The 24,944-nt window shown below is 65.4% G+C and carries 21 protein-coding genes and 1 pseudogene; 17 read left to right on the forward strand and 5 right to left on the reverse strand.

The features are described from left to right. Nucleotides 1–5: 5 nt before the first annotated feature. Nucleotides 6–455: an aldehyde dehydrogenase family protein gene (locus GFY24_RS19530; RefSeq protein ID WP_153806513.1), complete on the reverse strand. Its 450-nt coding sequence runs from the start codon at nucleotides 453–455 to the stop codon at nucleotides 6–8. Nucleotides 456–590: 135 nt separating this feature from the next. On the opposite strand from GFY24_RS19530, the gene GFY24_RS19535 reads away from it, so the two are divergent. The 5 genes from GFY24_RS19535 to GFY24_RS19555 all read left to right on the forward strand — a co-directional run bounded on the left by GFY24_RS19535 (nucleotide 591) and on the right by GFY24_RS19555 (nucleotide 6,569). Beyond that, on the forward strand, nucleotides 591–1,625 hold the full coding sequence (locus tag GFY24_RS19535; RefSeq protein WP_153806514.1) for an AraC family transcriptional regulator: 1,035 nt from the start codon (nucleotides 591–593) through the stop codon (nucleotides 1,623–1,625). A gap of 88 nt (nucleotides 1,626–1,713) precedes the next feature. Continuing rightward, on the forward strand, nucleotides 1,714–3,519 hold the full coding sequence (locus GFY24_RS19540; protein ID WP_153806515.1) for an acyl-CoA dehydrogenase: 1,806 nt from the start codon (nucleotides 1,714–1,716) through the stop codon (nucleotides 3,517–3,519). Between the two features lie 336 nt (nucleotides 3,520–3,855). Next, nucleotides 3,856–4,050 carry a hypothetical protein gene (locus GFY24_RS42100; protein WP_040809921.1) on the forward strand — a complete coding sequence of 65 codons (195 nt, stop codon included), beginning with the start codon at nucleotides 3,856–3,858 and terminating at the stop codon, nucleotides 4,048–4,050. Nucleotides 4,051–4,279: 229 nt separating this feature from the next. Next, nucleotides 4,280–6,007, forward strand: coding sequence for a DEAD/DEAH box helicase (locus GFY24_RS19550; protein ID WP_153806705.1), 1,728 nt, complete (start codon nucleotides 4,280–4,282; stop codon nucleotides 6,005–6,007). A 1-nt stretch (nucleotide 6,008) separates the two neighbouring features. Continuing rightward, nucleotides 6,009–6,569, forward strand: a complete 561-nt coding sequence (locus GFY24_RS19555) for a hypothetical protein (RefSeq protein WP_153806516.1) — start codon at nucleotides 6,009–6,011, stop codon at nucleotides 6,567–6,569. Here the strand turns inward: GFY24_RS19555 and GFY24_RS19560 are convergent. After that, nucleotides 6,566–7,132, reverse strand: a complete 567-nt coding sequence (locus GFY24_RS19560; protein ID WP_153806517.1) for a class I SAM-dependent methyltransferase — start codon at nucleotides 7,130–7,132, stop codon at nucleotides 6,566–6,568. The two genes, GFY24_RS19555 and GFY24_RS19560, sit on opposite strands and share 4 nt — an antisense overlap. Before the next feature lie 143 nt (nucleotides 7,133–7,275). On the opposite strand from GFY24_RS19560, the gene GFY24_RS19565 reads away from it, so the two are divergent. Together GFY24_RS19565 and GFY24_RS19570 are read left to right on the forward strand one after the other, a co-directional pair. Continuing rightward, complete coding sequence (locus GFY24_RS19565) at nucleotides 7,276–7,611, forward strand: hypothetical protein (RefSeq protein WP_153806518.1); 336 nt, start codon at nucleotides 7,276–7,278, stop codon at nucleotides 7,609–7,611. A 156-nt stretch (nucleotides 7,612–7,767) separates the two neighbouring features. Further along, entirely contained in the window at nucleotides 7,768–8,535 is a 768-nt protein-coding gene (locus GFY24_RS19570; protein ID WP_309231062.1) for a helix-turn-helix transcriptional regulator, read from the forward strand. A gap of 9 nt (nucleotides 8,536–8,544) precedes the next feature. On the opposite strand, the gene GFY24_RS19575 is transcribed toward GFY24_RS19570, so the two are convergent. After that, complete coding sequence (locus tag GFY24_RS19575; protein WP_153806519.1) at nucleotides 8,545–8,883, reverse strand: hypothetical protein; 339 nt, start codon at nucleotides 8,881–8,883, stop codon at nucleotides 8,545–8,547. Between the two features lie 263 nt (nucleotides 8,884–9,146). Here GFY24_RS19575 and GFY24_RS19580 point away from each other — a divergent pair, with 263 nt between their 5' ends. The 9 genes from GFY24_RS19580 (at nucleotide 9,147) to GFY24_RS19620 (ending at nucleotide 21,042) form a co-directional block, all read left to right on the forward strand. Next, on the forward strand, nucleotides 9,147–10,115 hold the full coding sequence (locus GFY24_RS19580; RefSeq protein ID WP_194852938.1) for a hypothetical protein: 969 nt from the start codon (nucleotides 9,147–9,149) through the stop codon (nucleotides 10,113–10,115). A 144-nt stretch (nucleotides 10,116–10,259) separates the two neighbouring features. Further along, complete coding sequence (locus GFY24_RS19585) at nucleotides 10,260–11,441, forward strand: hypothetical protein (RefSeq protein ID WP_153806521.1); 1,182 nt, start codon at nucleotides 10,260–10,262, stop codon at nucleotides 11,439–11,441. After that, nucleotides 11,438–13,648 carry a caspase family protein gene (locus tag GFY24_RS19590; protein WP_153806522.1) on the forward strand — a complete coding sequence of 737 codons (2,211 nt, stop codon included), beginning with the start codon at nucleotides 11,438–11,440 and terminating at the stop codon, nucleotides 13,646–13,648. The genes GFY24_RS19585 and GFY24_RS19590 overlap by 4 nt, the downstream gene beginning before the upstream one ends. After that, nucleotides 13,648–14,592 carry a MoxR family ATPase gene (locus tag GFY24_RS19595; protein ID WP_153806523.1) on the forward strand — a complete coding sequence of 315 codons (945 nt, stop codon included), beginning with the start codon at nucleotides 13,648–13,650 and terminating at the stop codon, nucleotides 14,590–14,592. Before GFY24_RS19590 ends, GFY24_RS19595 begins: the two co-directional genes overlap by 1 nt. Continuing rightward, entirely contained in the window at nucleotides 14,589–19,298 is a 4,710-nt protein-coding gene (locus GFY24_RS43205) for an SAV_2336 N-terminal domain-related protein (protein WP_153806524.1), read from the forward strand. Before GFY24_RS19595 ends, GFY24_RS43205 begins: the two co-directional genes overlap by 4 nt. A 22-nt stretch (nucleotides 19,299–19,320) precedes the next feature. After that, complete coding sequence (locus GFY24_RS19605) at nucleotides 19,321–19,683, forward strand: putative quinol monooxygenase (protein ID WP_228566468.1); 363 nt, start codon at nucleotides 19,321–19,323, stop codon at nucleotides 19,681–19,683. A 43-nt stretch (nucleotides 19,684–19,726) separates the two neighbouring features. After that, nucleotides 19,727–20,224, forward strand: coding sequence for a DUF1992 domain-containing protein (locus GFY24_RS19610; protein ID WP_309231063.1), 498 nt, complete (start codon nucleotides 19,727–19,729; stop codon nucleotides 20,222–20,224). A gap of 185 nt (nucleotides 20,225–20,409) precedes the next feature. Next, nucleotides 20,410–20,679: an excalibur calcium-binding domain-containing protein gene (locus GFY24_RS19615; protein ID WP_309231064.1), complete on the forward strand. Its 270-nt coding sequence runs from the start codon at nucleotides 20,410–20,412 to the stop codon at nucleotides 20,677–20,679. 48 nt (nucleotides 20,680–20,727) lie between these two features. Further along, nucleotides 20,728–21,042 (forward strand): DUF1905 domain-containing protein, encoded by a 315-nt coding sequence (locus GFY24_RS19620; RefSeq protein ID WP_153806525.1) that lies wholly within the window; start codon nucleotides 20,728–20,730, stop codon nucleotides 21,040–21,042. A 58-nt stretch (nucleotides 21,043–21,100) separates the two neighbouring features. Here the strand turns inward: GFY24_RS19620 and GFY24_RS19625 are convergent, their stop codons facing one another. Continuing rightward, entirely contained in the window at nucleotides 21,101–22,816 is a 1,716-nt protein-coding gene (locus GFY24_RS19625) for a DEAD/DEAH box helicase (RefSeq protein WP_309231065.1), read from the reverse strand. A gap of 122 nt (nucleotides 22,817–22,938) precedes the next feature. On the opposite strand from GFY24_RS19625, the gene GFY24_RS19630 reads away from it, so the two are divergent. Further along, nucleotides 22,939–24,015: a YihY/virulence factor BrkB family protein gene (locus GFY24_RS19630; protein WP_153806708.1), complete on the forward strand. Its 1,077-nt coding sequence runs from the start codon at nucleotides 22,939–22,941 to the stop codon at nucleotides 24,013–24,015. 38 nt (nucleotides 24,016–24,053) lie between these two features. On the opposite strand, the pseudogene GFY24_RS19635 reads toward GFY24_RS19630, so the two are convergent. Continuing rightward, nucleotides 24,054–24,797 (reverse strand): annotated as a pseudogene (locus tag GFY24_RS19635) (DUF4132 domain-containing protein); the annotation flags it as partial. Between the last annotated feature and the right edge of the window lie 147 nt (nucleotides 24,798–24,944).

A 24,944-nucleotide genomic window follows, 5' to 3' on the forward strand; every position in this document is an offset into this window, starting at 1 on the left:
CCGTGTCATCGTCCAGACTCGGCCCGAAGGCGGCGGCCTCCGAGTTGCATGGCCGTGCCGGGCCGCAGCGACGCCTGCGGCATTCTGCCGCCCAGGAATTCAGCGGCATTGGTGCGGTAGTGATCGAGGGCCTCGAGGGTGAGCGCCAACTCGGCATCGGCCTCGATCTCGGGTTTACCGGTCTCCAGGCTCAGCAGCGTGGTGAGCCCGGACCTGTTGTCCTGTAACCAATTCCGGAACGAGTACAGCCAGTGGACGCGCCCGACGACGCCCAGTGACCGCCACAGCACGCTGTTGTCGCGCAGCCGATCCACGGCATCGCGAACCGATGCGGGGGTGTGAGCGGGAACGGTGTCGATCACTCTGCCGTCGGCGGGTGCGATCACGATGAGCATCGGCGAGCCGACCTTTCCGGCGGACGACACCTCGGAATATGCGGAAAGCGCAGTGCGCATGAATCTCACCGTATGGGTGGGGTTTTCGAGCGACCAGCTGGCAATGGGCCAGGAATCAGCGAATATGGGCCGTACCCAGGCAACTTACCGGCTGGTAACGGCCCGGGGGCGCCGAAAGTTTGCGAGTATGCCTGAGTGACGGAAGAGTTGGCGCAACTGCGGTCCATCACCAGCACCGCGCTGCTGGCCGACTTCGCCCTGGGTCGCGGGCTCACCATACGGTCGGTTTTGCACGAAACCGGTATCGGCGAAACAGATCTGCGCGACCCCTCCACGGAAATCACACTGGCGCAGGAATTCTCGATCATGCGCAACGTGGTCGCGGGTATCGAGGACGAACCCGGACTGGGTCTACTGGCCGGTCTGCTCTGCCATCCGCCATCCATGGGCGTACTCGGTTTCGCGCTGATGAGCGCCGCGAATCTGCGTGGGGCCATGGATATCGCGCTGCGCTACGCCGACCTTTCCTTCACCGCCGCACACCATTACATCGAGGATATGGGGTCCGAGGTGGCGGTGGTGCGCGATGACAGTGCGCTACCCCCGGATATCCGCCGCTTCACCCTGGAACGCGATCTGGCCGCCATCGCCACCATTCAGCAGGACCTGCTGCCCATGCGCATTCCCGCGGTGCGCGTGGAGCTCTATGTCGAAGCCCATCCAATCTACGAGATGTTCGGCGCGGTCTTCGGCGTCGAGGAGGTGTCGTTCTCTATGCCGCAGTCCCGCATCACCTTTCAGGCGACCACCCTGCAAACCCCACTGCCGCAGGCGAATATATCCACCGCCCGCTTCTACGAACAGCAGTGCGCGGACCTCATGGAGAGCAGGCACAGCCGCGCCGGGCTCAGCGGGCGGGTGCGGCAGTTGCTCATCCGGCACGGCGGTTCGGCGGATCAGGCGCGCATTGCCGCGGATCTGGATGTCAGCGTGCGCACCCTGCGCCGCCGCCTCTCCGAGGAGGGCACCACCTTCCGCGAACTGAGCTCCGAGACGGTCGGACTGCTGGCCGAGGAGCTGCTCATTGCCGGATTGACCGTCGAGCAGGCGGCCGAGCGGCTCGGCTACTCCAGTGTGTCGGCGTTCGCCTCGGCCTTCCGCACCTGGAAGGGCCTGTCACCAGGGCATTTCGGCCGCCTGCACCGCGGCCGCACCTCGGTGCGCTCCTGAGCCTGCCCGGCGGGGTCGTGGGCGGAACCACACCGATCTGGTAGACCGTCGGGTACGAGACCACCCGTACCCGACCGTTCGAGGAACCATGAACCCGTCCGTGATCATGTCCGCCCGCGATATCGAGTTCCTGCTCTACGACTGGCTGGACGTGGAGTCTCTCACCGGGCGCGAACGCTTCGCCGACCACTCCCGCGATACCTTCGACCAAGTACTGCGGCTGTGCCAGGATCTGGCCACCACCTACTTCGCCCCGCACAATCGCGAGAACGATCTGCACGAGCCCGAATTCGACGGTGAGCGCGTGCACATCATCCCCGCCGTAGGCAAGGCCGTGAAAGCCTTCGCCGATGCCGGAATGATCGGCGCGGCAATGGATTACGAGATCGGCGGCATGCAGCTGCCACATGTGCTGTACACCGCGTGCATGTCCTGGTTCCACGCCGCCAACGCGGGCACCACCGCCTACCCCATGCTCACCACCGGAAACGCGAATCTGCTTGCCACACACGGCAGTCCGGAGCAGATCGAACGCTTCGTGCGCCCCATGCTGGACGGCCGCAGCCTCGGCACCATGGCGCTGTCGGAGCCGCACGCCGGATCCAGCCTCGCCGATATCACCACCCGCGCCGTGCCCCAGGATGACGCCTCGTACCGGATCTTCGGTCACAAAATGTGGATTTCCGGTGGGGACCACGAACTTTCGGAGAATATCGTGCACCTGGTGCTGGCCCGGATTCCGGGCGCACCCGAGGGCACGCGCGGCATCTCCCTGTTCATCGTGCCGAAATTCCTCGCGGACGAACAGGATCGGCCGACCGTGCGCAATGATGTGGCGCTCGCGGGCATCAATCACAAGATGGGCTGGCGCGGCACCGTCAATACCGCACCGGTCTTCGGCGACGGCAATTTCACCCCCGGCGGGCAGCCCGGCGCGGTCGGATATCTGGTCGGCGAACCGAATCACGGTCTGGCACAGATGTTCACGATGATGAACGAGGCCCGTATCAGCGTCGGCCTGGCCGCCACCGCGCTGGGCTACACCGGCTACCTCAAGTCCCTCGACTATGCCCGCACTCGTCCGCAGGGCCGCCCGCTCGGTGCGAAGGGCGGCCCGCAGGTGCCGATCATCGACCACCCGGATGTGCGCCGCATGCTGCTCGCACAGAAGTCGTACGTCGAAGGCGCACTGGCACTGCAGTTCTACTGCGGCAAGCTCGTCGACGAACAGCACACCGCCACAACCGAATCCGAGCGCGCCGAGGCCGCGACCCTGCTGCGCATCCTCACCCCCATCGCCAAGAGCTGGCCCAGCCAATGGTGCCTGACCGCCAATGATCTCGCCATCCAGGTGCACGGCGGTGCCGGCTACACCCGCGACTACGACGTCGAACAGCACTATCGCGACAATCGCCTCAACCCGATTCACGAGGGCACACACGGCATTCAGAGCATGGACCTGCTCGGCCGCCAGGTCACCCTCGACAATGGCGCGGCGCTGACCGCCCTGCTCACCCGGATGGCCGCGACTGTCGCCACCGCCCGCGCCACCGGCGATACCGAGCTGACGGGTTACGCCGACGCCCTCGAGACCGCCGCCGGGCGACTCGCCGCCACCACGGCGGGTCTGTGGCGGGACGGCGACGCGGCGACCGCCCTGGCCAACTCGGCGGTCTACCTCGAGGCGTTCGGTCATGTGACGCTGTCCTGGATCTGGCTCGAACAGGCTCTCGCCGCGGCACCACTCGCGGCCCGCGGCGACAGCTTCGGATCGGGTAAGCGCGCGGCCGCCGGATACTTCTTCCGATGGGAATTACCGCGCACCGCTGCACAGTTCGATCTGCTCGACTCGCGCGACCGCGCGACCCTCGATCTGAACCCGTCTTGGCTGTGAGCTTGCTAAGCGTGTTCGGAGGGTTATCCAATCGGAGTGTGAGTGTCGGTGCCCCCGGGTAGTCTCCCGATAGACAACTCGATCAGTGTGTTCGGAGGGGCGGATCCAAGTGCTCCGCGGGGACCCGCCAGGGCCTGTTCGCTTTCAGCGAAATCCCTGGTCGTGTTAGGCAAAACACACGGGAAACTCCTCGGGAACAAAGACCTCCCCCCGAACGTCTGACAGAGTAGTCATCAACCACTGCTGGGAAGTAGCGGTAGCGAGCTCGCGAAGTGGATCGCGAGCCCCACACCAGGCGAAGGGTGTGCGAACACTCGGAGCCAGGACGGAGGAGTCATGCCAGGAACCCTGACTAGCACCCCACTGACCGCGGTCGATCGTTGTGACCGCTGCGGGGCGGCTGCACGCGTGCGTGCAACCCTTCCTGCTGGTGGTGAGTTGCTCTTCTGCCAGCATCACGCCAATGAGCACATGGATCGTCTCCGTGCGCTCGAAGCCGTGATCGACACGGAGTCGGCACCGGCGCTGTAACAGCTCCTCCACCTCGGGTTCGGTATACCGGCTCGGGGGGTCCGCTCGAAAACTGAATCTTCCCAACAGAATTACCAAGCAACGGGCGGTCCCTCACGGGCCCGCCCGTTGCCCAGTTTTCCGGCCCGGACTTGCGCAAAACTGTATTTGTGTGTCCTGGGCCGGAATCCACGCATCGGAGGAGAGCGTCCTGTCTGCCACACACGCCACTTACCTGCCCGATCGGCATATGTTCGCGCTCTGGAGTTGGAGCGCGTCGGCTCCGGGCGCGCCGCCGGCGCTCGCGGGTGAATCGGACGCGGTCACACTGGCGATTCCCGACGGCACCGGCTTCGCGGTGCGCGAGGTGCCCTGTCTGCTGGTCGAGCCGGAGCGGTTCCCGGCGCTCGAACTGGACAGGCCCGGTTCGTCGGCATTGAGCTGGCGGGCCGTGTTGAACGGTGAGCCGACCGGGCTGCCGGTCGCCGCGCACGCGGTGCCCAATGCGGGCGGGAACGCCATCGTGACGGCCGATCGGGCCGTGCGAGCGCTGCGGGACACCCTCTCGCTCGGCAATGAACTGCGCAGCGGATTGAAGGCCGAGCTGCGGCCGTATCAGGCGCGCGGCATCACCTGGCTGCATGAGACCACGGCCGCGCACCGGGGTGCGGTGCTCGCCGATGAGATGGGTTTGGGCAAGACCGTGCAGGCCATCGGGTATCTGCTGGGGCGGGCGGCGGACGGACCACAATTGGTGGTGTGTCCCACATCACTCGTCGGCAACTGGGTGCATGAGATCGATCGATTCGCGCCCGAACTGGCGGCGATCGGATGGCGGGGCGGGGAGCTGCCCGAGGCCGCAGCGGGGACGGTGGTCGTCACCGGGTATCCGACGCTACGCGGGCACGGGTCGGCGTTGACGGAAAAGCAGTGGGCGAGTGTCGTATTCGATGAGGCGCAGGTGCTGAAGAATCCGCGCACGCAGGTGTCCAAGGCGGCGCGGGGTATCAAGGCGCGGGCGCGGGTGGCGCTGACCGGTACGCCCGTGGAGAACAATCTCGAGGAGCTGTGGGCGCTGCTCAACCTGGTTGTGCCGCACGAGTTCACGCATAAGACGCAATTCCGGCGGCGGTTCGTGCGGCCCATCGGCGAGGGGTCCGCACCCGCGGTGCTGCGACTACGCGATGCCATCGAACCCGTAGTGCTGGCGCGGCGTAAGTCCGAGGTGGCGGCGACGCTGCCGCCCAAGATCCACACCGATCTGGTCTGCGACCTCACTCGCGAGCAGGAGCGGATCTATGACCAGCTGCTCGATCGCGCTGAGGAGGAGGGGTTCGGGTCGGGTGGACAGCGGCATACGCGACTGCTTTCGGTGCTCACCGAGCTCAAGCAGGTGTGCAATCATCCCGGGTTGATCACCGGGGATCTGGATGAATTGGGCGGGCGCTCAGGCAAATTCGATGTGTGTGCCGATATCCTGGCCGCGAATGTGGCCAATGACGCGCCCACGCTGGTGTTCACGCAGTATCGGCGCACCGGGGAGCTGCTCGTACGGCATTGCGCCGAGGAGCTGGGCGTGACCGCGCCGTTCTTCCACGGCGGATTGAATCAGGCGCAGCGCGGGGAGATAGTGCGGGACTTCCAATCACCCGGCGGGCCACCGGTATTGGTGCTGAGCCTGCGGGCGGCGGGAACCGGCCTCACCCTGACGCGCGCCGCCGATGTCATCCATTTCGACCGCTGGTGGAATCCGGCCGTCGAGGCGCAGGCGTCGGATCGCGCCCACCGGATCGGGCAGACTCGCACGGTCACCGTCACCACGCTGACGTCGGGGACGACCATCGAGGAGCACATCGCGGGGATGCACGACCGCAAGTCGGCGTTGACCGACCTCACCGATACCGCCGGGATCTCCGCCCTCGCGCGTCTCGATGACGATCGACTATTCGAACTCCTGCGTCGAAAGCGAGCCAACTGATATGGCCGACAATGACTTCGGATACACCGGCTGGGGCATGGACTGGGTGCGACTGGCCCAACCGTTGCGGATGAGCAAGCCGGAACCGCTGCTGCCGCGGGCACGCAGTATCGCGGGTAACGGCCTGGTGCGGACCGAGATCGAGAACACCATGGTGCGGGCCACGATTCATCGCGGGTCCGAGGCTTCGGTGACCTACCTGGAGCTGATGCCGCTGTCCGCCACGACCATCGAGGCCATCGCGCAGGTGATTCCGGCGGACGCGCTGACCTTGACCGATGAGCATCGGGTGACGCTCGCCGAGCGTGGGATCGGTATCGCACCGCAATTCGCGCGAGTGGACTGTTCCTGCCGGGCGCGTACCGAGCGATGCCTGCACTATCTGGCCACCTGTTACGCGCTGGCCCGGCAGGTCGACGAAACTCCCTGGCTGGCACTGGAATTGCAGGGTTTTCGCAGCGGTGGGGCCGTGGCGGCGGCTACCGGCGAATCCCATCCGGCCCGGTGGACGCCGCTCAGCTCGCTGGATCCGGCGGCCTATTTCGATGTGCCGGTGAGCTAGGGGCGGCGCGCACGGAAGCGGAACATGGTTGCGCCGGTATCGATTTCGATATCGGTGAAACCGATGCCGGTGAGGCGGCCGGTCAGGGTCGCGGGTGGGACGGGGACGCAGGTGTCGCCGATATGCATGAGGCGGAAGAACGGGCTGTCCAGGCCGTCACTGCCGGCGAACACACCCTCGGGGCGCAGGACGCGGAAGGCTTCGGCGAACAGCGCGTCCTGCTGATCCGGAGAAGGGACGTGATGCAGCATGGTGAAGCACACCACCGAGCTGAACTCCTTGTCCGGCAAGGGCATTGCGGTGCCGTCACCCTCGATTACCTCGAGCTGACCGGATTGCCGGGAACGCAGCCGCGCGGCCAGCGCCGGGTCGATCTCCAGACCGGTGAGGGCGGCGGCGCGCCCGCGCAGGGTACGCACATTGGCGCCGTAACCGGGGCCGACCTCGAGCGCACTGTCGCCGAGGTCCAGCCGGTCCAGCGCCCACGGCACAATTCGGGTGGCGCTGGCCCGCTCCCACATCGAAGACCGGCAGAGCAGTTGGTGGAAGTAGTTCATTCCCATACCCGCAACGCTAGGCAGCCGCCCGCGCGACCACGACAGACTACGCGGACAGACTGTGTCGCCAAACGGCCAACCCGCTCTTCCCGCCCGCCACGCCGAGTTCCGGCGGTCCGTTGTCGTAGCGGGTCCGTATCGTCCAGCTCATGACCGATATCGCCCCCTTGGCCGCATTCGCACGGGCAAAGTTCGGTGACCCCGGAGTCCATGCCATCGTCCGGAATGGGCGCACCGTGCACGCGGTCGGCCTGGGCCACTGGATAGGCACGGAGGAAGTCCCGGAACTGTTGTGCCACACCGGTGTAGCCGGCTGGTCCCCCAACGCCCTCCGCCCCACCCGCGCAGCGGTCACCTGCGTCCGCTGCCTGCGCACCCTCAACGAGAACAGCGACAGCACCTCCCCCCAACTACCCCTGTTCAGCCGAGACTGGCAGTCCGACCCCAAGCCCCCGACCACTCCGACTCCCGATCTCGCGCGGTGATCTCAGCCGCGGACAAGCTCGACGGGGGCCAAGGGATGCCTGCTGCGGGTCGCTGATTTCACGAAACCCGTTGTGCCGCAGACCGAATTCCAGCTGCTCGGAAGGCGGTGATCCGGTGGCGCCGCTTACGACCCTGACAGACTACGGTTGGAGATTGTGTCGCTGAACGGCCAATTACCGGTGTACCCCGCGCCCCCGGGGCCTACCGCCATGGTTTTCGGGGCGGGGACGTTGCCGGCGCGGCTCTGGTTCGACGAGCATGAGCATCCGCAGCATCAGATCGCCTGGGCCACACGGGGAGTCATTACCGTGGAGGTGGGCGATGGGCGATGGGTGTTGCCGCCGACGCGGGCATTGTGGATTCCGGGTGGTACGCGGCACCGCACGGGGACCTATGCGGGGGCCGTAATGAGTGGCATCTATCTCGACCCGGATCGGACGCCGGTCAGCTTCGGCGGGTCGGCCATGCTCCGGGTCTCCGGACTGCTGCGTGAACTCTTCCAGCACCTCACCGCCGAGGCGACCGGTCCGGACCAGCGCGAACGCGCCGAATCGGTGATCTTCGATCTACTCGAACCGGTGCGGGTCGTACCCATCGGTGCGCGCCTGCCTACCGACTCGCGCGCCCGGGTGGTGGCCGAAGCGTTGCGGGCCGATCCGGGCGATCCTCGTACGCTCGGCGAGTTTGCCGCCGCGGCCACGACCAGCCCGCGCACACTGGCGCGAATATTTCTCGCCGAAACCGGAATCACCTTCGGCCAGTGGCGAACCCAGATCCGCCTGGCCGCCTCACTTCCGCTGCTGGCTGCACGCATGCCCCTCGCACGTATTGCCGCCCGGGTCGGGTATGCCACTCCCAGTGCCTATGTCGCGGCCTTCCACCGCGAGGTCGGCGTCTCCCCCGCACGGTACTTCGCGCATTGAAGCGGGTGGCTATCTCGGGAACGCCGAGGTGATATCGGTACGCTGGAGCGATCCGCCTCCGCAGGCGTGGTAGTCGATCTCCCAGGTGCCCGGTGGTATCACACCGCTGATCGATTCGGTCGTTCGGACGTATTCGGTCGAACCATCGTCCATGTTCACCGGCACCATGCAGTCCGCTGTCCCGATGACGACGAATGTGCTGTCCGAGACGTTCGTGCAGTAACGCCAGTTGTCGCAGCGCACACCGGGTGCGACCTCCTGTGCCACGGCTGTCGGCGAGCCGAACACGACGGCCGCGACGAGTGTGGCGAAGCCTACGCCCACGCCGAAAATGTTGTACCGCTTCATGATTCCCCCCGGAAACTTTGTCTCGGTTCACGCTACAAAACACTGCCACCGCGCGCAAGGCAATTAGGCCGGGGCGGTCGGTAGTATCGATGGCGTGACCGAGCGCAAACCGCCCGATCTCACCGTCGAATCCCATGCGAGCTGTCGTTTTTCGTCCGGTCGGCAAATTTTCGGAGTCGTCGAGTGACTTCTTGGAGAGCCTTGATGCAGCAGACCTCTCGGCCGTTGAGCCTCCCGGCTCTCGACCGCACATCGATCAGTCGATGATCGCCGGGGTGTTGTGCGAGACCGCTGCCGACGAACGACGGGTGGCGCTGACACCTGACGACGTCCGGCGACTCGATGCGGTCGGCCTGCCTGTGGTGGTGCAGGCCGGCGCGGGTGGGGGTGTGGGGTTCGACGATCGTTCCTACGAGTGCGCCGGAGCCCGGCTGGTCACCGATCCCGCAACGGTTTTCGGGTTGGCCGATCTGGTCGCCTGGGTGAAACCGCCTGTCTATGAGCTGGAATCGATGCCGCTGCGACGCGGGCAGGCATTGATCGGGTTCCAGGATCCGATCGCACGTGCCGAAGAGATCATGCGGTTGCGCGACCGCGGTGTGGAGTCGGTGGCGTTCGAGCAGATCCCCGCGGACAGCGGGACGGACGCCGATGCGCTGTCGGCCATGAGCCGCATCGCCGGGGGGATCGCTTATGAGGAGGGGCGCGGGTTGCTGGCCGCGGACCGGCAGGCCCGCCCGGTGCGGACGTTGGTGCTGGGCTGCGGGCACGCGGGGCTGGCGGCCCTCGCCGCGGCGGCCCGGCATGGCGACGAGCCGGTCGCCGTCGGACATCGCCCGGAACAACGGGATGCCGCGGTCCGGCACGGTACCCAGCGATTCCTGCTCGACCCCGAGATACCCGCACTACTCGCGCAGGAGCCGATCGACCTGGTGATCTGTGCGGCCGTACGGCGTGGGTTACCCGCGCCGGTGCTGCTCGGAGCCACTGAACTGGCGGCGCTGCGCCCGGGTGCGGTGGTGGTCGACCTGGCCGGCAAAGCCGGTGGGAACTGCGTCGCCACGGTGGTTCACGCGACGGTGGCGCTACCCGGCGGTGTCACCGTCACCCATCGCTCGAACTATCCGTCGCGACAACCCATCGCCGCGAGTCATGCCTATAGTGCCGCGGTTACCGCGATGCTGTTGTCACGTTCTCAGGAATCGCCGGTCACGGGAGATCCGGGCAAGTAAAGTGCGTGCAACGCAGTCAGATTCGCGCGCAGAGCGGGTGACGGTGCGATGGGGCAGCAGGGCCGCGCATTCAGGCAAGGCCCGCGGCACCGAGGCTCGGGCCGACGGCGATGTGCGGGGGATATCCACTAGGGGGGATCGCCGATGGCGCATCAGACCACCCTGCTTTTCGTGCACGGAACCGGCGTCCGCGGGCAGAAGTACGAGAAGACGCTGCGGTCGATCGAATCCCGGGTCGCGGCGAGGAGTTGGCCGGTATCGGTCGCCGGATGTCATTGGGGCCTCAGCACGGGCGTCACGCTGCGAAATCCTCGATCGATTCCGACCTACACGGATTCGAAGGGAGGGCTGTCGCCGGAACAGGAGTGGCTGGATCTGTGGGCGGTGCTGTACACCGACCCGTGGTACGAAATGCGACTCCTGCAAGACTTCGACGAACAGCCCGAACCGGTGGTCCCCGGCGAGGATCCCCCCGCACAGGTGTTGCGGGACCGTATCGATCACTTCCAGCCCGCTGACAAACTGGCCGCCGATCTCGCCGAACTCGGGTTGACCGAGAAGTTCGACAGTGCCCTCACGCAGTTGCGGACAGCACCGGAATTCGAATCCGCAGTGGCTACCGCGCCGACCGACCCACTCGAACACCGCGCGGCGATCGCACGCGCGTTGATCGCCCGGATGATCGCGGACACCTCGGCCGACGAGGCTCCTCCACTCGGCGGCGTGGTACGCGACGCATTGACCGCACAGTTGACCACCGATCTGGACGGAAGTGGACTCGGGATCAGCGACAAACTCGCCGGTCTGCGCACGAAGTTCATCTCGCATCTGGTCACCCGCAAGCTGGTCGGCGAGCGTGGCGGACTCACCGATGCGGCAGCCCCGCTGGCCGGTGACATACTGCGCTATCTCGCCAGGGGGCAGCGGATGAGGGAGTTCCTGCATCGCACGATCGCCGATGTGGAATCGGATTCGATAGTGCTGCTGGGACATTCACTCGGCGGCATCATGTGCGTCGATCTGCTGGCAGGTGAGCACATACCCCGAGTACGGGCGCTGGTGACGGTGGGCTCCCAGGCTCCATTCCTGTACGAGATCGGCGCCTTGCCGAGTCTGGAACCGCCGCATACCCTGCCGGCGCACTTCCCACCCTGGGTGAACATCTACGACCATCGAGACCTGCTGTCCTACACTGGATCCGGAGTATTCGACGGGCGCGTCGTCGACATTCGCGTAGACAACGGAGAGCCCTTCGTCGCCTCGCACAGCGCCTACTGGTCCAATGACGCGGTCTGGGAATCCATCGGGGCCGTGCTGCCGAAATGAGAGCCTTCGATCCGGAGAAGGTGCTGGTGATCGCGGTCGGCATCGATCAGTACCGGCAGGAGAACTTGCGACTCAACGGTGCCGCGGCCTATGCGGAGCGTCTTGCCGGCTGGGCGCTGGCGCGCGGGGTTCCGGCGAAGAACATATTGCTGGCCTGTTGTCACAAGGGCGTCGCACCCGAACCACCGCCGGAGGTTGTTCGACGGGAACCGACGTACGCGAATATTGTGGGACTGCTCACCGATGCCTCGAAACACGATGCCGAACTGCTGCTGATGTACTGGTGCGGGCACGGGGTTTTGAACAAATACGGCGAGCGCACATTATTTACATCCGACGCATATATCGGAGCGAAGTTCAACCATCCGGTGAACGATATCCTGCTCTATCTGCGTTCGAATACCGTCACGAAACTACGCAGTCAGATTGTCGTCATCGATGCCTGTGCCAATTACATCCATCAAATGCACCTGCGTGAAAATCTGCCGAGAGCGGCCACCCTCAATATTGGCGATCCTCGAACAGTTGAACAGTACGTCCTATATTCAGCCAGTCAGGGGCAGACCGCCAAGCATAATTTGGTTACCGGTTTGAATGCCTTCTCCGACACCACCTTCGAGTGGTTGGAAAAAATGCCTCACGGCCCCGTCGACCCGGATACCATGACGCTGACCAGCAAGGTCAGGACAGTTTTCGAAAATTTGCGTGAGACCGTCCCCGGATTCAATCAGATGCCGATGACAGTAGAAATCTCCGGAACCGTGTCAAGTGACAGCCAGCTGGCCAACGCCGGCGGAATACCGGTATCGGGTGAGCAGTACCACGATATCGCAGTCAATGGGCTGAATATCGCCCATACCCGGCATGCGGCCGAATCCTGTCGGCACCTGATCGAATGGTGGACCGCGACCGATGCCAAGGCAGTAGCGGGCAGTGCGCCGCCGCAGATACGTGCGACGCTGATCGCCGCACTTCGCAGCACGCGATTCGACGGTAGCGCCGACAATCTCGATATGGAGGCGCTGACAGTCCGCGTCTTCGGCACCAACCAGGTCGCGCGGCTATTCGAGCTGCTCGCGGATCGCGCCACCACGGAAGCGCTGCTGCTCTGGCTGGAAAGAGTTCGCACACTGTGGCTCCAGGAGGCCGACCTCACTCTCGTCGAGCAGTATTTTCCCGAGGCCACCAGACGGATGGTCGCGGATTCTTACCGGCGGGCGGCACCCGATGCGCGTAATGGGTGGCAGTCGAATCTCACCGAGGCACTGCATGATCTCGCCGGGCTGCCGAAGAAGGACGGACAACGACCGCTGCATCGTTTCGTCGCCGCAATGGAGCTCGCGACCGACCGCAAGGTCGACGACTTCTGGTTCGGCATTCCGAGCGATCAACTGCGGTCGCTGCGCGCCGCTGCCGCCGAACCGTACGTGGAGCACGATCGACTTGTGATCGAAATCCCCAACGGCTCACCGGATCCCGAAAAGTTCATCTGGCCGGCCGGTATTCGCGAACATCGATACACGCCGGGCAGGGGATGGGCGAACGAGTGGCATGCGTGCCAGCCCACTCCGCCGGCGATTCAGGAGATAGTCAACCTGGTGGCCGGTGACGATACGTTCGTGCTCGGATTTCTACTGCCACGCGCGGTGTTCGACAATTTCCCTGAATCCTGGGAATCCAGCACACTTCTCAGTGATCCGATTCCGCACTGGTATCTGCGACCGGTGGTACTGCACAGCGCCGACCGTCGACAGGACCGGAGACTTCGGCATCGCTGGACCAGCAGGCATGCCGCGATCAGAACCCACTTGGAGAACAACCCCCACGATCTGCTGAAATGGGTCGAGCACATCGAGAGCGAGCAGATCTACCGTGCGGTGAGTGATTCCAAATCCGCCTGTGTGGGACTGGCTTTCGTTCCCCCGGACTACTGCGGTGTTCTCCGTCATGATCCGCTCATCGCGGCGATCCGGGCAGGCGCGCCTTACATCCTGTGGACGACAAATAAGTCCGTCGACTGGCCGACCGTGCAACGTTTGGTGGACGATCTGATGAAGGAGAGATCCTTCGACGAACTGCCGGCGCTCCTGCACGAAAAGCGCCGCAGCAGAAACAATCTCGATGGCAATATCCGCCTGCTCTGGGACGATCCCAAAGCAGTGCCGGAGGCCGCGCATATGCCGGGTATGCAAATGGAGGCCAAGTAATGACCGAGAATACCGCTGTACCGCTGTACGCCGGTTCTCCTCCGCGATCCAGCCCACCGGGACTGAGACCGCCCCCGCCACCGTGGCGTGTATTCGATCGGCCCGACTCGGTGCCGGACACCTTCCGTACGACCGAGACAATGGTCGACGCGGTCAACGCGGCGCTGACGCTGCGGCGTCCACTGCTGGTGACCGGCAGCCCCGGAACGGGAAAGTCGTCGCTGATCGAATCGGTTGCCCGGCAATCGCAACTTGGTCCGGTACTGCGCTGGCCGATCACTTCTCGATCGACGGTCGACGACGCACTGTACCGGTATGACGTCGTGGGACGCGTGCATGCGGTGCAAATGAAGGACGAATCGACAACGATCAGCGACTACATGCGGCTCGGCCCGCTGGGCACGGCGCTGATCCCGAACGACCGTCCGCGCGCACTGCTCATCGATGAGATCGACAGGGGCGATATCGACCTCCCGAACGATCTACTGAACATCTTCGAGCACGGCGAATTCGAGATCAAGGAATTGGCTCGCCTGAAAGATCCGGAGCCGCAGTACATTCGGCACGCGGACAGCGATGATCGCGCGGAGATCCGACGCGGACGGGTGGTATGCACGAATTTCCCTTTTATTGTGATGACCAGTAGTGGCGACCGCGAGTTCACGCCAGAATTCCTGCACCGCTGCATCAGACTTCGTATGCCCGAGCCGACCGACCAGCAGTTGGCCGAGATCGTCGCGGCACACCTCGGCGAGACCGCGGCAGCCGCAGCCACAGACCTCATCGACGCCTTCCTGCAGCGCGCACGCAAACCCGGTGCCGTGGTCGCCACCGACCAATTGATGAACGCCGTCTACATGGTGACCCAGCAGAATCCCGGCGCGGACGCGAGGCAGCGGATCATCGAACTCATTCTGCAAGAACTGAATTCGAGAACCCCGTGATCGAGCCACTGATCGCGGCCTTGCGTGCGGCGGATACCCGATTGGATTGGCGGGACCTGGCCGATGCGCTGTGGCTGGCGATTCACTCACCGGAGGGCGATACGCGAACCCAGCCGCCGACCACGCCGGCATTCCCCGACACGACCCCCGAGATCGCCTCGACGACAACCGTTTCCGAGGACGATTACGTGGAGTTACCCGGGCAACTCCGTCTGGCACGCGCGCTGCGCCCATTGAGACATCGTCGCCGTTCGAATCGGACCGACCCGTCGAACGGTGTGTTGGATATCGGCAGGACCGTCGAGCATTTCTGTGAAACCGACGTGTTGATTCCGGTGCCCGCACCGCCGGACGAACGATGGTTCCGTGAGGCCGCGGTGGTCATGGACGACGGACCGACGATGATCGTCTGGCGCGAGACCGTCGCCGCCTTCACCCGAATGCTGTTCCGCGAAGGCGCCTTCGATCGGGTCACCCGGTGGAGACTGCGGTACGAGGCCGGGCCGCCGGTCCTGCTCGATCACCGCGGCAGCGCATATCCGATCGACCAACTCGTCGAACGTGGCGGACGCCAGCTCATCTTCCTTGTCAGCGATTGTGTCTCGGAGATTTGGCGAGACGCTACGACGGCATGGGATGTGCTGGAGAAGTGGGGGCGATTCGGCCCGGTGGTGCTGGTTCAGACCATGCCGTGGCACCTATGGCACGCGACGCCGCTCGGCTCCGGCGTCGTGACACTTTTCGGACAGCACCGCGGCAATCCCAATCATCTACTGCGGATTCATGTTCCATTGTCGGACGGCGAGGACCACATCACCGCGGTCGGCACACCGGTCGTCGGACTGGACGAGTCCATGCTCGACGAGTGGGCGCGCATGCTGATGGCCTGCGGCCGGTCCGGCATCCCCGGCGTGGTCGCCCCGCCGCGTGACGATTACGAGCCGGAACCGGGTGCACCCGATCACACCACCCACGAACTGGTCCGAACCTTCTCCGGGACGGCCTCGCGACCGGCAACGCAACTCGCCCAACTGCTCTCGGCCGTCGACGTCGACCTCTCGATCGCCAGATTGATCCTGCGCACCCTCATCCCGGAAGGAAGGCAGGGGCATCTCGCCGAAGTACTCGCCAGTGGGTTGCTCCGGCGGCCGGTGCCGGGCGCCCCGGAGCATTTCGACTTCGTTCCGGGTGCTCGTGAAGTCCTACACGAATCCCTCGACAGGGCAACCGCATTGAACGTCTGGCGAACGATTTCGCTGCATTCGGGACGGACCGGCGGGCACGGAATCTTCTCCACAGTGCTCGATCAATCTATGCCGCCGTACTCGGCCATGGAGGCGATCGCGAGTGCCCTCGCCAAAAAGCTCGATATCCCGCCGTTGACCCAACGCGTGCGCGTTATGGGCGATCAGCACGACGGGGGGTGGTGGTTCTGCGGCCGCCACGCCGCCTTGGGCGCAATCACGAACTGGCTCGAGCTTCCCGAGCGCGACCGGACCCTGCTCGTGGTCACCGGCGACCCAGGTTCGGGCAAGTCGGCGGTGCTCGGACTCATCGCCTCGCTGACACACGCCGACTACCGTGCGGTCGCGTTCACACTCGGCCTGCCCGCCGAGATGATCCCACCGGTAGGCGCGGTCGACGTGGAGATCTCCGCCCGGCATCGCACCGCCGATCAGATACGCGACAGCATCGCCGCCGAGGCCGGCCTCACCGCCGCCACCGTCGATGACCTCGTGCAGCAATTGACAGGGCGCACCGAGGTGCTGACCGTACTGATCGACGCCGTCGACGAGTCCCGCGACCCCAATGTCTTGATCGCGGAACTGCTGCGGCCACTCACCGAACACACCGACGGTCACGTCCGGGTTGTAGTCGGCACCCGCCGTAACCTACTGAGTGATCTCGGAGGCTACTACGACACCATCGATCTGGATTCGGCCCAATACGCCGACCCGACGGCTCTTGTCGCCCATGCCGAGCTTCGCCTTCGGGGATCGGCGGCTCACTATGTAGAGCTTGACTCGCACCTGGTCACCGCGATCGCCACCGCGGTCGCAGAAAAGGCCGAGCGGTCGTTTCTGGTCGCTCGGATCGTGGCCGACGCACTCTCCGCCGATCACGTGATCCCAGATCCCGAGAATCCTTCGTGGCGGCACGACCTGCCGAAGGTCCCCGGCCTGGCCATGGCGAACGACCTGAGGTCCCGGCTCGGCGACCAAGCCGACCGTGCGCGAGATCTGCTGCGGCCCTTGGCCTTCGCCGAGGGGCAGGGATTGCCCGACAAGGAACTGTGGGCTCCGCTGGCGTCGCGGATCGCCGAGGTCGAATACACCGATGACGATTTGATATGGCTATTGCGGACAGCCGGCTCCTACGTGATCGAATCCACCGAAGCCGGAAACTCTGCCTACCGGCTGCACCATCAAGCGCTCGCCGAATATCTCGCCGCCGACCTCGATGACCGGGTCGTCCACGCGTATTTCGTACAGGTACTGCGACAGCGCGTACCGATGGTCGCCGACGGATCCCGCGACTGGTTGCGCGCCCACCCTTACACGGTGTCGCATCTGGCCTCTCATGCCGCGCACGCCGAACTCATCGACGAACTCGTCACCGACGTGGACTACCTGGTCCACGCCGAGCCCACGCCACTGCTGGCGGCGCTGAATGCCGTTACCACCGACACGGCACGACTCATCAGCACAATCTATCGGTGCTCCGCCTCCCATCACCGCCGGATGCAACCGGCGGGCCGGCGCCAGATTCTGGCCATCGATGCCGCGCGATTCCAGGCCAAGCAGCTTCAGGAGCAACTGAACCGTTCCCTGGATTGGCCGGCCCGATGGGCCACCGGCAGCCTCACCCACGCGGCGCACCGCGCCACCTTCACCGGACATGCGGGTGCGGTAACCGGGGTGGCCTGCGCGCGGATCGAAGGCCGGTCGCTCGCCGTCACCAGCGGTCACGACCGGACTGTCCGAATGTGGGACATGCGTACAGGTGTCGAGCAGGCACTTCTGACCGGCCATACCGATTGGGTCAGTGCGGTGGCCTGTACCGATCTCGACGGCCACGCGGTCGCCGTCACCACCGGCTACGACCTGACCGTGCGGGTCTGGGATCTGTACAGCGGCACCGAACGCGCCGTACTCACCGGCCACACCGACTGGGTCAGCGCCGTCGCATGCACACAAATCAACGGCCGCGCAGTTGCCCTCACCACCGGCCGAGACCGCACCGTGCGAGTCTGGGACCTGCACAGCGGCACCGAACGCGCCATACTCACCGGCCACACCGACTGGGTCAGCGCCGTCGCATGCACACAAATCAACGGCCGCGCAGTTGCCCTCACCACCGGCCGAGACCGCACCGTGCGAGTCTGGGACCTGCACAGCGGCACCGAACGCGCCATACTCACCGGCCACACCGACTGGGTCAGCGCCGTCGCATGCACCTGCATCGGCGACGAAACCGTCGCTGTCACAACCTCTTACGACCGCACGGTCAGAGTGTGGAATCTGCGCGACGGCACCGAACGCGCCGTGCTCACCGGCCACACCAACACCGTCACCGCGGTGACGTGCACGGAAATCGGCGACGAAACCGTCGCTGTCACAACCTCTTACGACCGCACGGTCAGAGTGTGGGACCTGGGCAGCGGCACCGAACGCGCTGAACTCACCAGCCACACCAACTGGGTGAGCGCCGTCGCGTGCACCGACATCGATAATCATCCGGTCGCGCTCACCACCGGGTGGGACAGCACGCTGCGGTTGTGGGAACTGGACGCCTCACGCCACGAACGACATGCATCGGGACACGCCGATCGGGTGATCGCCGCTGCCGCTCACTCGCTGTCCGACTCCACCATCGCGGTCACCACCGGCCGCGACACCGAGGTGCGGATCTGGGATCTGCGCACCGGCACCCCCCTCGCCGTACTCACCGGCCACACGCGTTGGGTGAGCGGAGTGGCATGCATCGACGTCGACGGGCACCCGGTCGCCGTCACCACCAGCCGCGACAACACGGTTCGGGTGTGGGATCTGCGCACCGCGACCGAACACGCCATGTATACCGGCCACGGACATTGGGTGAGCGCTGTCGCATGCATCGACGTCGACGGGCACCCGGTCGCCGTCACCACCAGCCGCGACGCCACGGTGCGGGTGTGGGATCTCGCCACCGGCTCCCAGCGTGATGTCCTTCTGGGCCATACCAATCCGGTGGATGCGGTGGCGTGCACAACTGTCGACGGGCATCCGGTCGCTGTCACCACAGGTGACGATCGGACCGTGCGGGTGTGGGATCTGCGCACGGGCACCCAACGCCGCATCCTCACCGGCCACACCGACTCCGTCAACTCCGTGGCCTGCACCAGCATCGACAACGTCCCGGTGGCCGTCACCGCCGGCATCGACCGCACAGTCCGGGTGTGGGATCTGCGCACGGGCACCCAACGCCGCATCCTCACCGGCCACACCGACTCCGTCAACTCCGTGGCCTGCACCAGCATCGACAACGTCCCGATCGTCATTACCGCCGGACACGACCGAACAGTGCGGATATGGAACCTTGACACCACGGATTCTCCGACTGTGATCGATTGTCCGACAACGCAACCGCTCGTCGCGATCGGCCCGGACAACGAAATCATCCTCGGACTCGGCAACGACATCGCTGTGCTGACGCGGCGGCCATGAGATGGCCCCGGACTTTGCGATAATGCGCGACCCCAGCCCCGGGTACCGTGACACCATGTACGCGCTGGTGGTGACACTGCATCTCCGCGATACCGAATTCGCGCGGGTTTTCGACCGCCTCGCCCTCGATACTGCGGACCACATCGCCGAATGCGAGCCTGGGACACTGCTTTACGTCATACACACCGTCGCCGACGCCCCGGAAGTGCGCACCATCTACGAGGTCTATCGCGACCGCGAAGCCTTCGAGCAACATCAGCGACAGCAGCACACGAAGAACTTCCTGGAGCAGCGCGACAACCTCATCGTGTCGACCAAGGTCCAGGTCCTGACGCCCGTCGCATACATGGGATTCACCCACCATCCCGAGTCGGCCGGACCCTGAAAGACCGCTTCGGCGATCTCGGACGGTCGGTAGTATCGATGGCGTGACCGAGCGCAAACCGCCCGATCTCACCTTCGAATCCTGGATAGACAAACAGATTCGAGAGGCCACCGATCGGGGCGAATTCGACGAGCTGCCGGGTGCGGGCAAACCCATTCCGCCGGGCATGGGCGATGAGAACTGGTGGGTCCGAAACCTGTTGCAACGCGAAGGTATCGGCACCGACGCCCTCCTGCCCGAACACATAGTCCTGCGCCGCGATCGCGAGCGCATCGACGACACCGTCCGGAACCTCACCTCCGAGCGCGCGGTCCGCGAGGCGGTAGCCGAGCTCAACGAACGTGTCGTCCACTGGCTCCGCTCCCCCGGCGGCCCGGATATCCCGATCGGGCCGGTGCGCGCGGACGATGTGGTGGCCCGATGGCGCGCGGCACGGGAGACCCGAACCACCATTGCGGCAGAAGCCGTTTCGGGTTCCTCGCCCTCCTCGATTACTCCTCGCGAGAAACGATCACGGTGGCAACGCCTGCGCGGACGCTGACCGGCGGATAACCCGCCACCCGGTCAACAGCCGAGATACGCTGCGCCAGAACCGTTTTCCCGGAAGAGTGAGCCACGCGATCGGAAGCATGTCGGGGGCGGGCGCTTCGCCGTCCCGATCGCATCCATCATTCAGGATCACGCGGACTCGAGACCACTCCGGTAGCCGCGATACAGACCCTGATCGTGACCACCGCCCCGGCGCTCTCGACCACCGCCGAGACTGCCGCCCCGGCCGAATCGCCCTTGTCCTCCATCACAACTCGCGCCACCGTCCCACTCGCCAAGCCGCCCGTGCAGACCGCGCCCGCCGCCGCTCCGGTGCCCGCCGCGCCTGTGGTCAGCTATAAGAGCTGCGCCGATGCCCGGGCGGCAGGAGCCGCACCGCTGCATCGCGGTGATCCGGGCTATCGATCCGGCCTCGACAAGGACGGCGACGGTACCGCCTGCGAGTAGTAGCCGCTCTGCCACGGAGCTGTCGTACCGCTGGGTTACGGTCTGGGCATGGCTACTTCTCGATACTCCTTCACCAGTGAGCTATGGGTGTGGGAGGGGCCTGCGGCCTGGTATTTCACCAGTTTGCCGGAGGAGGTGGCGGATGAGATCGAGGAGTTGCACGGGCATCTCGCGGGTGGGTTCGGGTCGGTGCGGGTGCGGGTCACCGTTGGCGGGAGTAAGTGGGCGACCTCGCTGTTTCCCAATCGCAAGCAGGGGACTTACATGCTGCCGATGAAGAAGCCGGTGCGGGTGGCCGAGGGGCTCGATGTCGGGGATTCGTTTCAGGTCGAACTGGAGGTGGTGGGAACCGAATCCGACTGACGGCCAGCGCGTTTCGGCTCCGCCGGGCCGCCGCAACAGGGCGGCCTCGGCGGTTCGATCAGCTGGTGCGGCGCAGAACGGCTATGCGCTCGGTGAGTTGGTCTGCCGTGGCCAATGCGGTTGGGGGGCCGCCGCATTCGCGGCGTAGGTCACCGTGGATGACGCCGTGTGGTTTGCCGGTGCGGTGGTGGTGCATGGCCACCAGGCTGTTGAGTTCGCGGCGGAGTTCGCCCAGGCGGTCCGCGGTGGCGGCGCGTTCGGCGGAGGCCGCGTTGGTGGGCAGGGTTGCGGTGCGGGCGGATTCGGCGGAGCGGTCCTGGAGTTGGCGCGATTGGCGGTCGCGGAGCAGGGCGCGCATCTGGTCGGCGTCGAGCAGGCCAGGGATGCCGAGGTAGTCTGCCTCCTCATCGCTGCCGGAGAAGGTGGCGGTGCCGAAGGAGTCGCCGTCGTAGATGACCTGATCGAGCTCAGCGTCGGCGGCCAGGGCGATGAACTTCTTCTCCTCCTCGCCGGGCTCGTCCTTCTGCTTGTTGGCGTCGATGAGCAGTTCGTCGTCGAGTTCGTTCTTCTCGCGATGCGGTTTGCCGATGACGTGGTCGCGCTGGACTTCCAGCTGCGCGGCGAGATCGAGCAGCACCGGCACCGAGGGCAGGAACACGCTCGCGGTCTCACCGGTTTTGCGGGCACGCACGAAACGGCCGATGGCCTGCGCGAAGTACAGCGGAGTCGAGGCGCTGGTGGCGTACACACCGACCGCCAGACGCGGCACGTCGACGCCTTCGGACACCATGCGCACCGCGACCATCCACGGATCGGTGCTCTCGCTGAATTCGCCGATGCGGCTGGAGGACTGCGGATCGTCCGAGAGCACCACCGTGGGCTTGATGCCCGAAATATGTTCCAGCAGTTCGGCGTAGTCGCGCGCCTTGTCCTGATCGGTGGCGATGACGAGTCCGCCCGCATCGGGCATACCTGTGGCGCGTAGCTGTCGCAGCCGGGTATCGGCGGCAGTGAGCACCTTGGACATCCAGTCGCCCGCGGGGTCCAGTGCGGTGCGCCAGGCGCGCGCGGTGTGTTCGGCGCTCAGCGGCTCGCCCAGGCGGGCAGAGTACTCGTCGCCGGCGCTGTCCCGCCAGTGCGCCTCACCGGAGTAGGCGAGGAAGACCACGGGCCGCACCACGCCGTCGGCCAGGGCCTCGGAGTAGCCGTAGCTGTGATCGGCCTTGGACTTCTCGAAGCCCGATTCGTCCGCCTCATAGGTGATGAAGGGGATCTTCGAATCATCGCTTCGGAAGGGCGTACCCGTGAGCGCGAGTCTTCGGGTGGCGTCGCCGAACGCCTCCTCGACCGCCTCACCCCAGCTCTTGGCGTCACCGGTGTGGTGGATCTCGTCCATGATGACCAGCGTGCGGCGGTTCTCGGTGCGCACCCGGTGCTTGAACGGATGCGAGGCCACCTGGGCATAGGTCACCACGACACCGTGATAGTCCGAGGAGGTCGACCCGGTCGAGTTGGAGAAGTTGGAGTCGAGCTGAATCCCGAGCCGCTGCGCCGATCCGGCCCACTGATGCTTCAGATGCTCGGTGGGGGCGACCACCGTCACTTGATCGATGGTGCGATCGGCGAGCAGTTCCGCCGCCACACGCAGCGCGAACGTCGTCTTACCCGCGCCCGGGGTCGCCACGGCAAGGAAGTCTCGAGGCTTTGTAGTCAGATACTTGGTGAGAGCCCTGCGCTGCCAAGCACGTAATGAACCGCCACCACCCGAAGTCACTTGGAAGAGATTAGCGATGTGGACCGACAACGCACCAATCCGACACAGTCACAAGTAGTGCCGCACGACACATCGAGGGTCCCCGTCCATTTGAAACGCTGGTGAGCGATGCTGTAGCCACCATGAACGAGCACGACAATCCCCCGCAACACGCCGACGCGTCCGACGCGCCCGGGGCAGACGTGCGCGTCGCCACATGGCTCGTGCGGGTCCGCGAACTCATCGTGCACGTCGCGGTGAAGGCGTGGGGCGACTCCATTTTCAACAAATCCGCCGCGGCCGCCTTCTGGCAGACCCTGTCCCTGGCCCCGCTGCTGCTCGGTCTGCTCGGCAGCCTCGGCTACGTCGGCCATTGGTTCGGCCCGGACACCGTGGACATTGTCGAATCCAAGATCATCACCTTCAGCCGGAACCTGTTCAGCACCAGCGTGGTCGACGACCTGATCGAACCGACCACCAATGACGTCCTCAAACGCGGTCACGGCGGTGTGGTCTCGGTAGGTTTCGTGCTCTCGCTCTGGGCCGGCTCCTCGGCCATGGCGACCTTCGTGGACGCCATCACCGCCGCGCACGGCCAAGCCAACGCCCGCCACCCCGTCTGGCAGCGCATCTTCGCCCTCTGGCTGTACGTCCTGTTCCTGGTGACCTCGGTACTGATCCTCCCGATCGTCGCGCTCGGCCCATCCCTCGTCGGCCGAGTCCTCCCCCGCGGCTGGAAAGAACCCGGCCTCAAACTCATCGACACGTTCTACTACCCCGGCGCGGGCCTACTCCTGATAGTCGCCCTCACCACCCTCTACAAACTGGCCCTGCACCGCACCCTCCCCTGGCACCGCCTCTTCGGCGGCGCACTGGTGGCGGGCGTCTTCTTCATGGCCGCCAGCGAGGGCCTGCGCCGCTACCTCTCCTGGGTAACCCGAACCGGCGTAACCTACGGCGCCCTGGCCACCCCCATAGCCTTCCTCCTGTTCACCTTCTTCCTCGGCTTCGCGGTAATCCTCGGCGCGGAGTTCAATGCCAGCGTCCAAGAGTTCTGGCCCGCCCGCGCCACCCGCCTCGCACAGGTCCGGGCCTGGTGGGCTCGGCGCGAACCACGGCAGCCGGCCGAACTGGAGATCGATCCCCCGACAATTCCTCTGCCGGCCGGACAACACATTTCACTGAAGAAGGGCCCACCACCACCCCTGATGCCCCGGTAGCCAACGGCGGATCCCATATCCCGCAGCCGAGAGTAGGGCTAGTGCGGCAATCCGGCCAGCTCTGCCAGAACCTCCGAAGCCAGGACCGAATCGGATGCCTCGAGTAGTGCTCTGGTGAAACGAATTTCGGTGATTCGCTGCTCGCCGGACGCATGCGCCGCGGCGACCATAATGCCGGGATCGAACTCGACGACGACTCCGACGGCCCCGTCGATGCGACGGAAGAATTCGCGTTGGACACCGCCATCGGCGTAGCTACGCTCCCAGCCACGACCGCCGAGACCCAGGATCGCGCCGATCGGCACGGTGGCTCCGACGAAACGGTCGATGCGGCCGGTGGCCCGCTCATGTGGGGTGAGTTCATGGACCGGATGGCCCAGCTGACGGAAAGGCTGGGTGATTTCGTAGTCGGCGAACACCTCGCCCCAGGCTTTGATCGCGTCGCCGAGGTGCAGCGGATGCGCGATGCGAATGCGGGCCGTCTCCGGGAGTTCCACTCTCGCATCGTCGATATCGGCGAGGGTGTGGTCTTCGGCCAGCCGGAAGGTGAGTTCGCCGGTGGTCCACACCAGGCGGCGGGTGAGGTGCCGCAGCAGCGGTGGTGCGACCAGGAATTGTTCGAAACCCGCTGGGGTCCAGTCCCTTCCGGTCACCATGGCACGTTCCAATCGCAGGATCTGATCGGTGGCGGCGGTGCGAGCCAGCTTCTTCAGGGCGGTGAAGTGCCGGTGAGCGGCCGGTGCGAGATCGGGGTCGTCCGATGCGGCGGGCTTGGGCAGAGCCTTTCTGGGCTTAGATGTGGCTCGGCCGGGTGCGCGCCGCCCTCAGGGAAATGAAAATCGTTGAAGCGGCGTGAGATCGGGCTGGTGCGGGGGAGGGACGGGAGTAGGATTGCGTAGCCTTGCCAAGGTCGGGATCATTCGCGGAAA

Origin of the sequence: Nocardia sp. SYP-A9097 (assembly GCF_009649815.1) — a bacterium.
GTDB lineage: Bacteria > Actinomycetota > Actinomycetes > Mycobacteriales > Mycobacteriaceae > Nocardia.

Bases quoted from the DNA above. Each gene is read 5' to 3' on its own strand.
- GFY24_RS19595 (WP_153806523.1), top strand. From the start codon at position 13,648: ATGACCGAGAATACCGCTGTACCGCTGTACGCCGGTTCTCCTCCGCGA.
- GFY24_RS19565 (WP_153806518.1), top strand. From the start codon at position 7,276: ATGACCGATATCGCCCCCTTGGCCGCATTCGCACGGGCAAAGTTCGGT.
- GFY24_RS19585 (WP_153806521.1), top strand. From the start codon at position 10,260: ATGGCGCATCAGACCACCCTGCTTTTCGTGCACGGAACCGGCGTCCGC.
- GFY24_RS19605 (WP_228566468.1), top strand. From the start codon at position 19,321: ATGCGCGACCCCAGCCCCGGGTACCGTGACACCATGTACGCGCTGGTG.
- GFY24_RS19575 (WP_153806519.1), bottom strand. From the start codon at position 8,883: ATGAAGCGGTACAACATTTTCGGCGTGGGCGTAGGCTTCGCCACACTC.
- GFY24_RS19555 (WP_153806516.1), top strand. From the start codon at position 6,009: ATGGCCGACAATGACTTCGGATACACCGGCTGGGGCATGGACTGGGTG.
- GFY24_RS19550 (WP_153806705.1), top strand. From the start codon at position 4,280: ATGTTCGCGCTCTGGAGTTGGAGCGCGTCGGCTCCGGGCGCGCCGCCG.
- GFY24_RS19620 (WP_153806525.1), top strand. From the start codon at position 20,728: ATGGCTACTTCTCGATACTCCTTCACCAGTGAGCTATGGGTGTGGGAG.
- GFY24_RS19560 (WP_153806517.1), bottom strand. From the start codon at position 7,132: ATGGGAATGAACTACTTCCACCAACTGCTCTGCCGGTCTTCGATGTGG.
- GFY24_RS19540 (WP_153806515.1), top strand. From the start codon at position 1,714: ATGAACCCGTCCGTGATCATGTCCGCCCGCGATATCGAGTTCCTGCTC.
- GFY24_RS19580 (WP_194852938.1), top strand. From the start codon at position 9,147: ATGATCGCCGGGGTGTTGTGCGAGACCGCTGCCGACGAACGACGGGTG.
- GFY24_RS19530 (WP_153806513.1), bottom strand. From the start codon at position 455: ATGCGCACTGCGCTTTCCGCATATTCCGAGGTGTCGTCCGCCGGAAAG.
- GFY24_RS19630 (WP_153806708.1), top strand. From the start codon at position 22,939: ATGAACGAGCACGACAATCCCCCGCAACACGCCGACGCGTCCGACGCG.
- GFY24_RS19590 (WP_153806522.1), top strand. From the start codon at position 11,438: ATGAGAGCCTTCGATCCGGAGAAGGTGCTGGTGATCGCGGTCGGCATC.
- GFY24_RS42100 (WP_040809921.1), top strand. From the start codon at position 3,856: ATGCCAGGAACCCTGACTAGCACCCCACTGACCGCGGTCGATCGTTGT.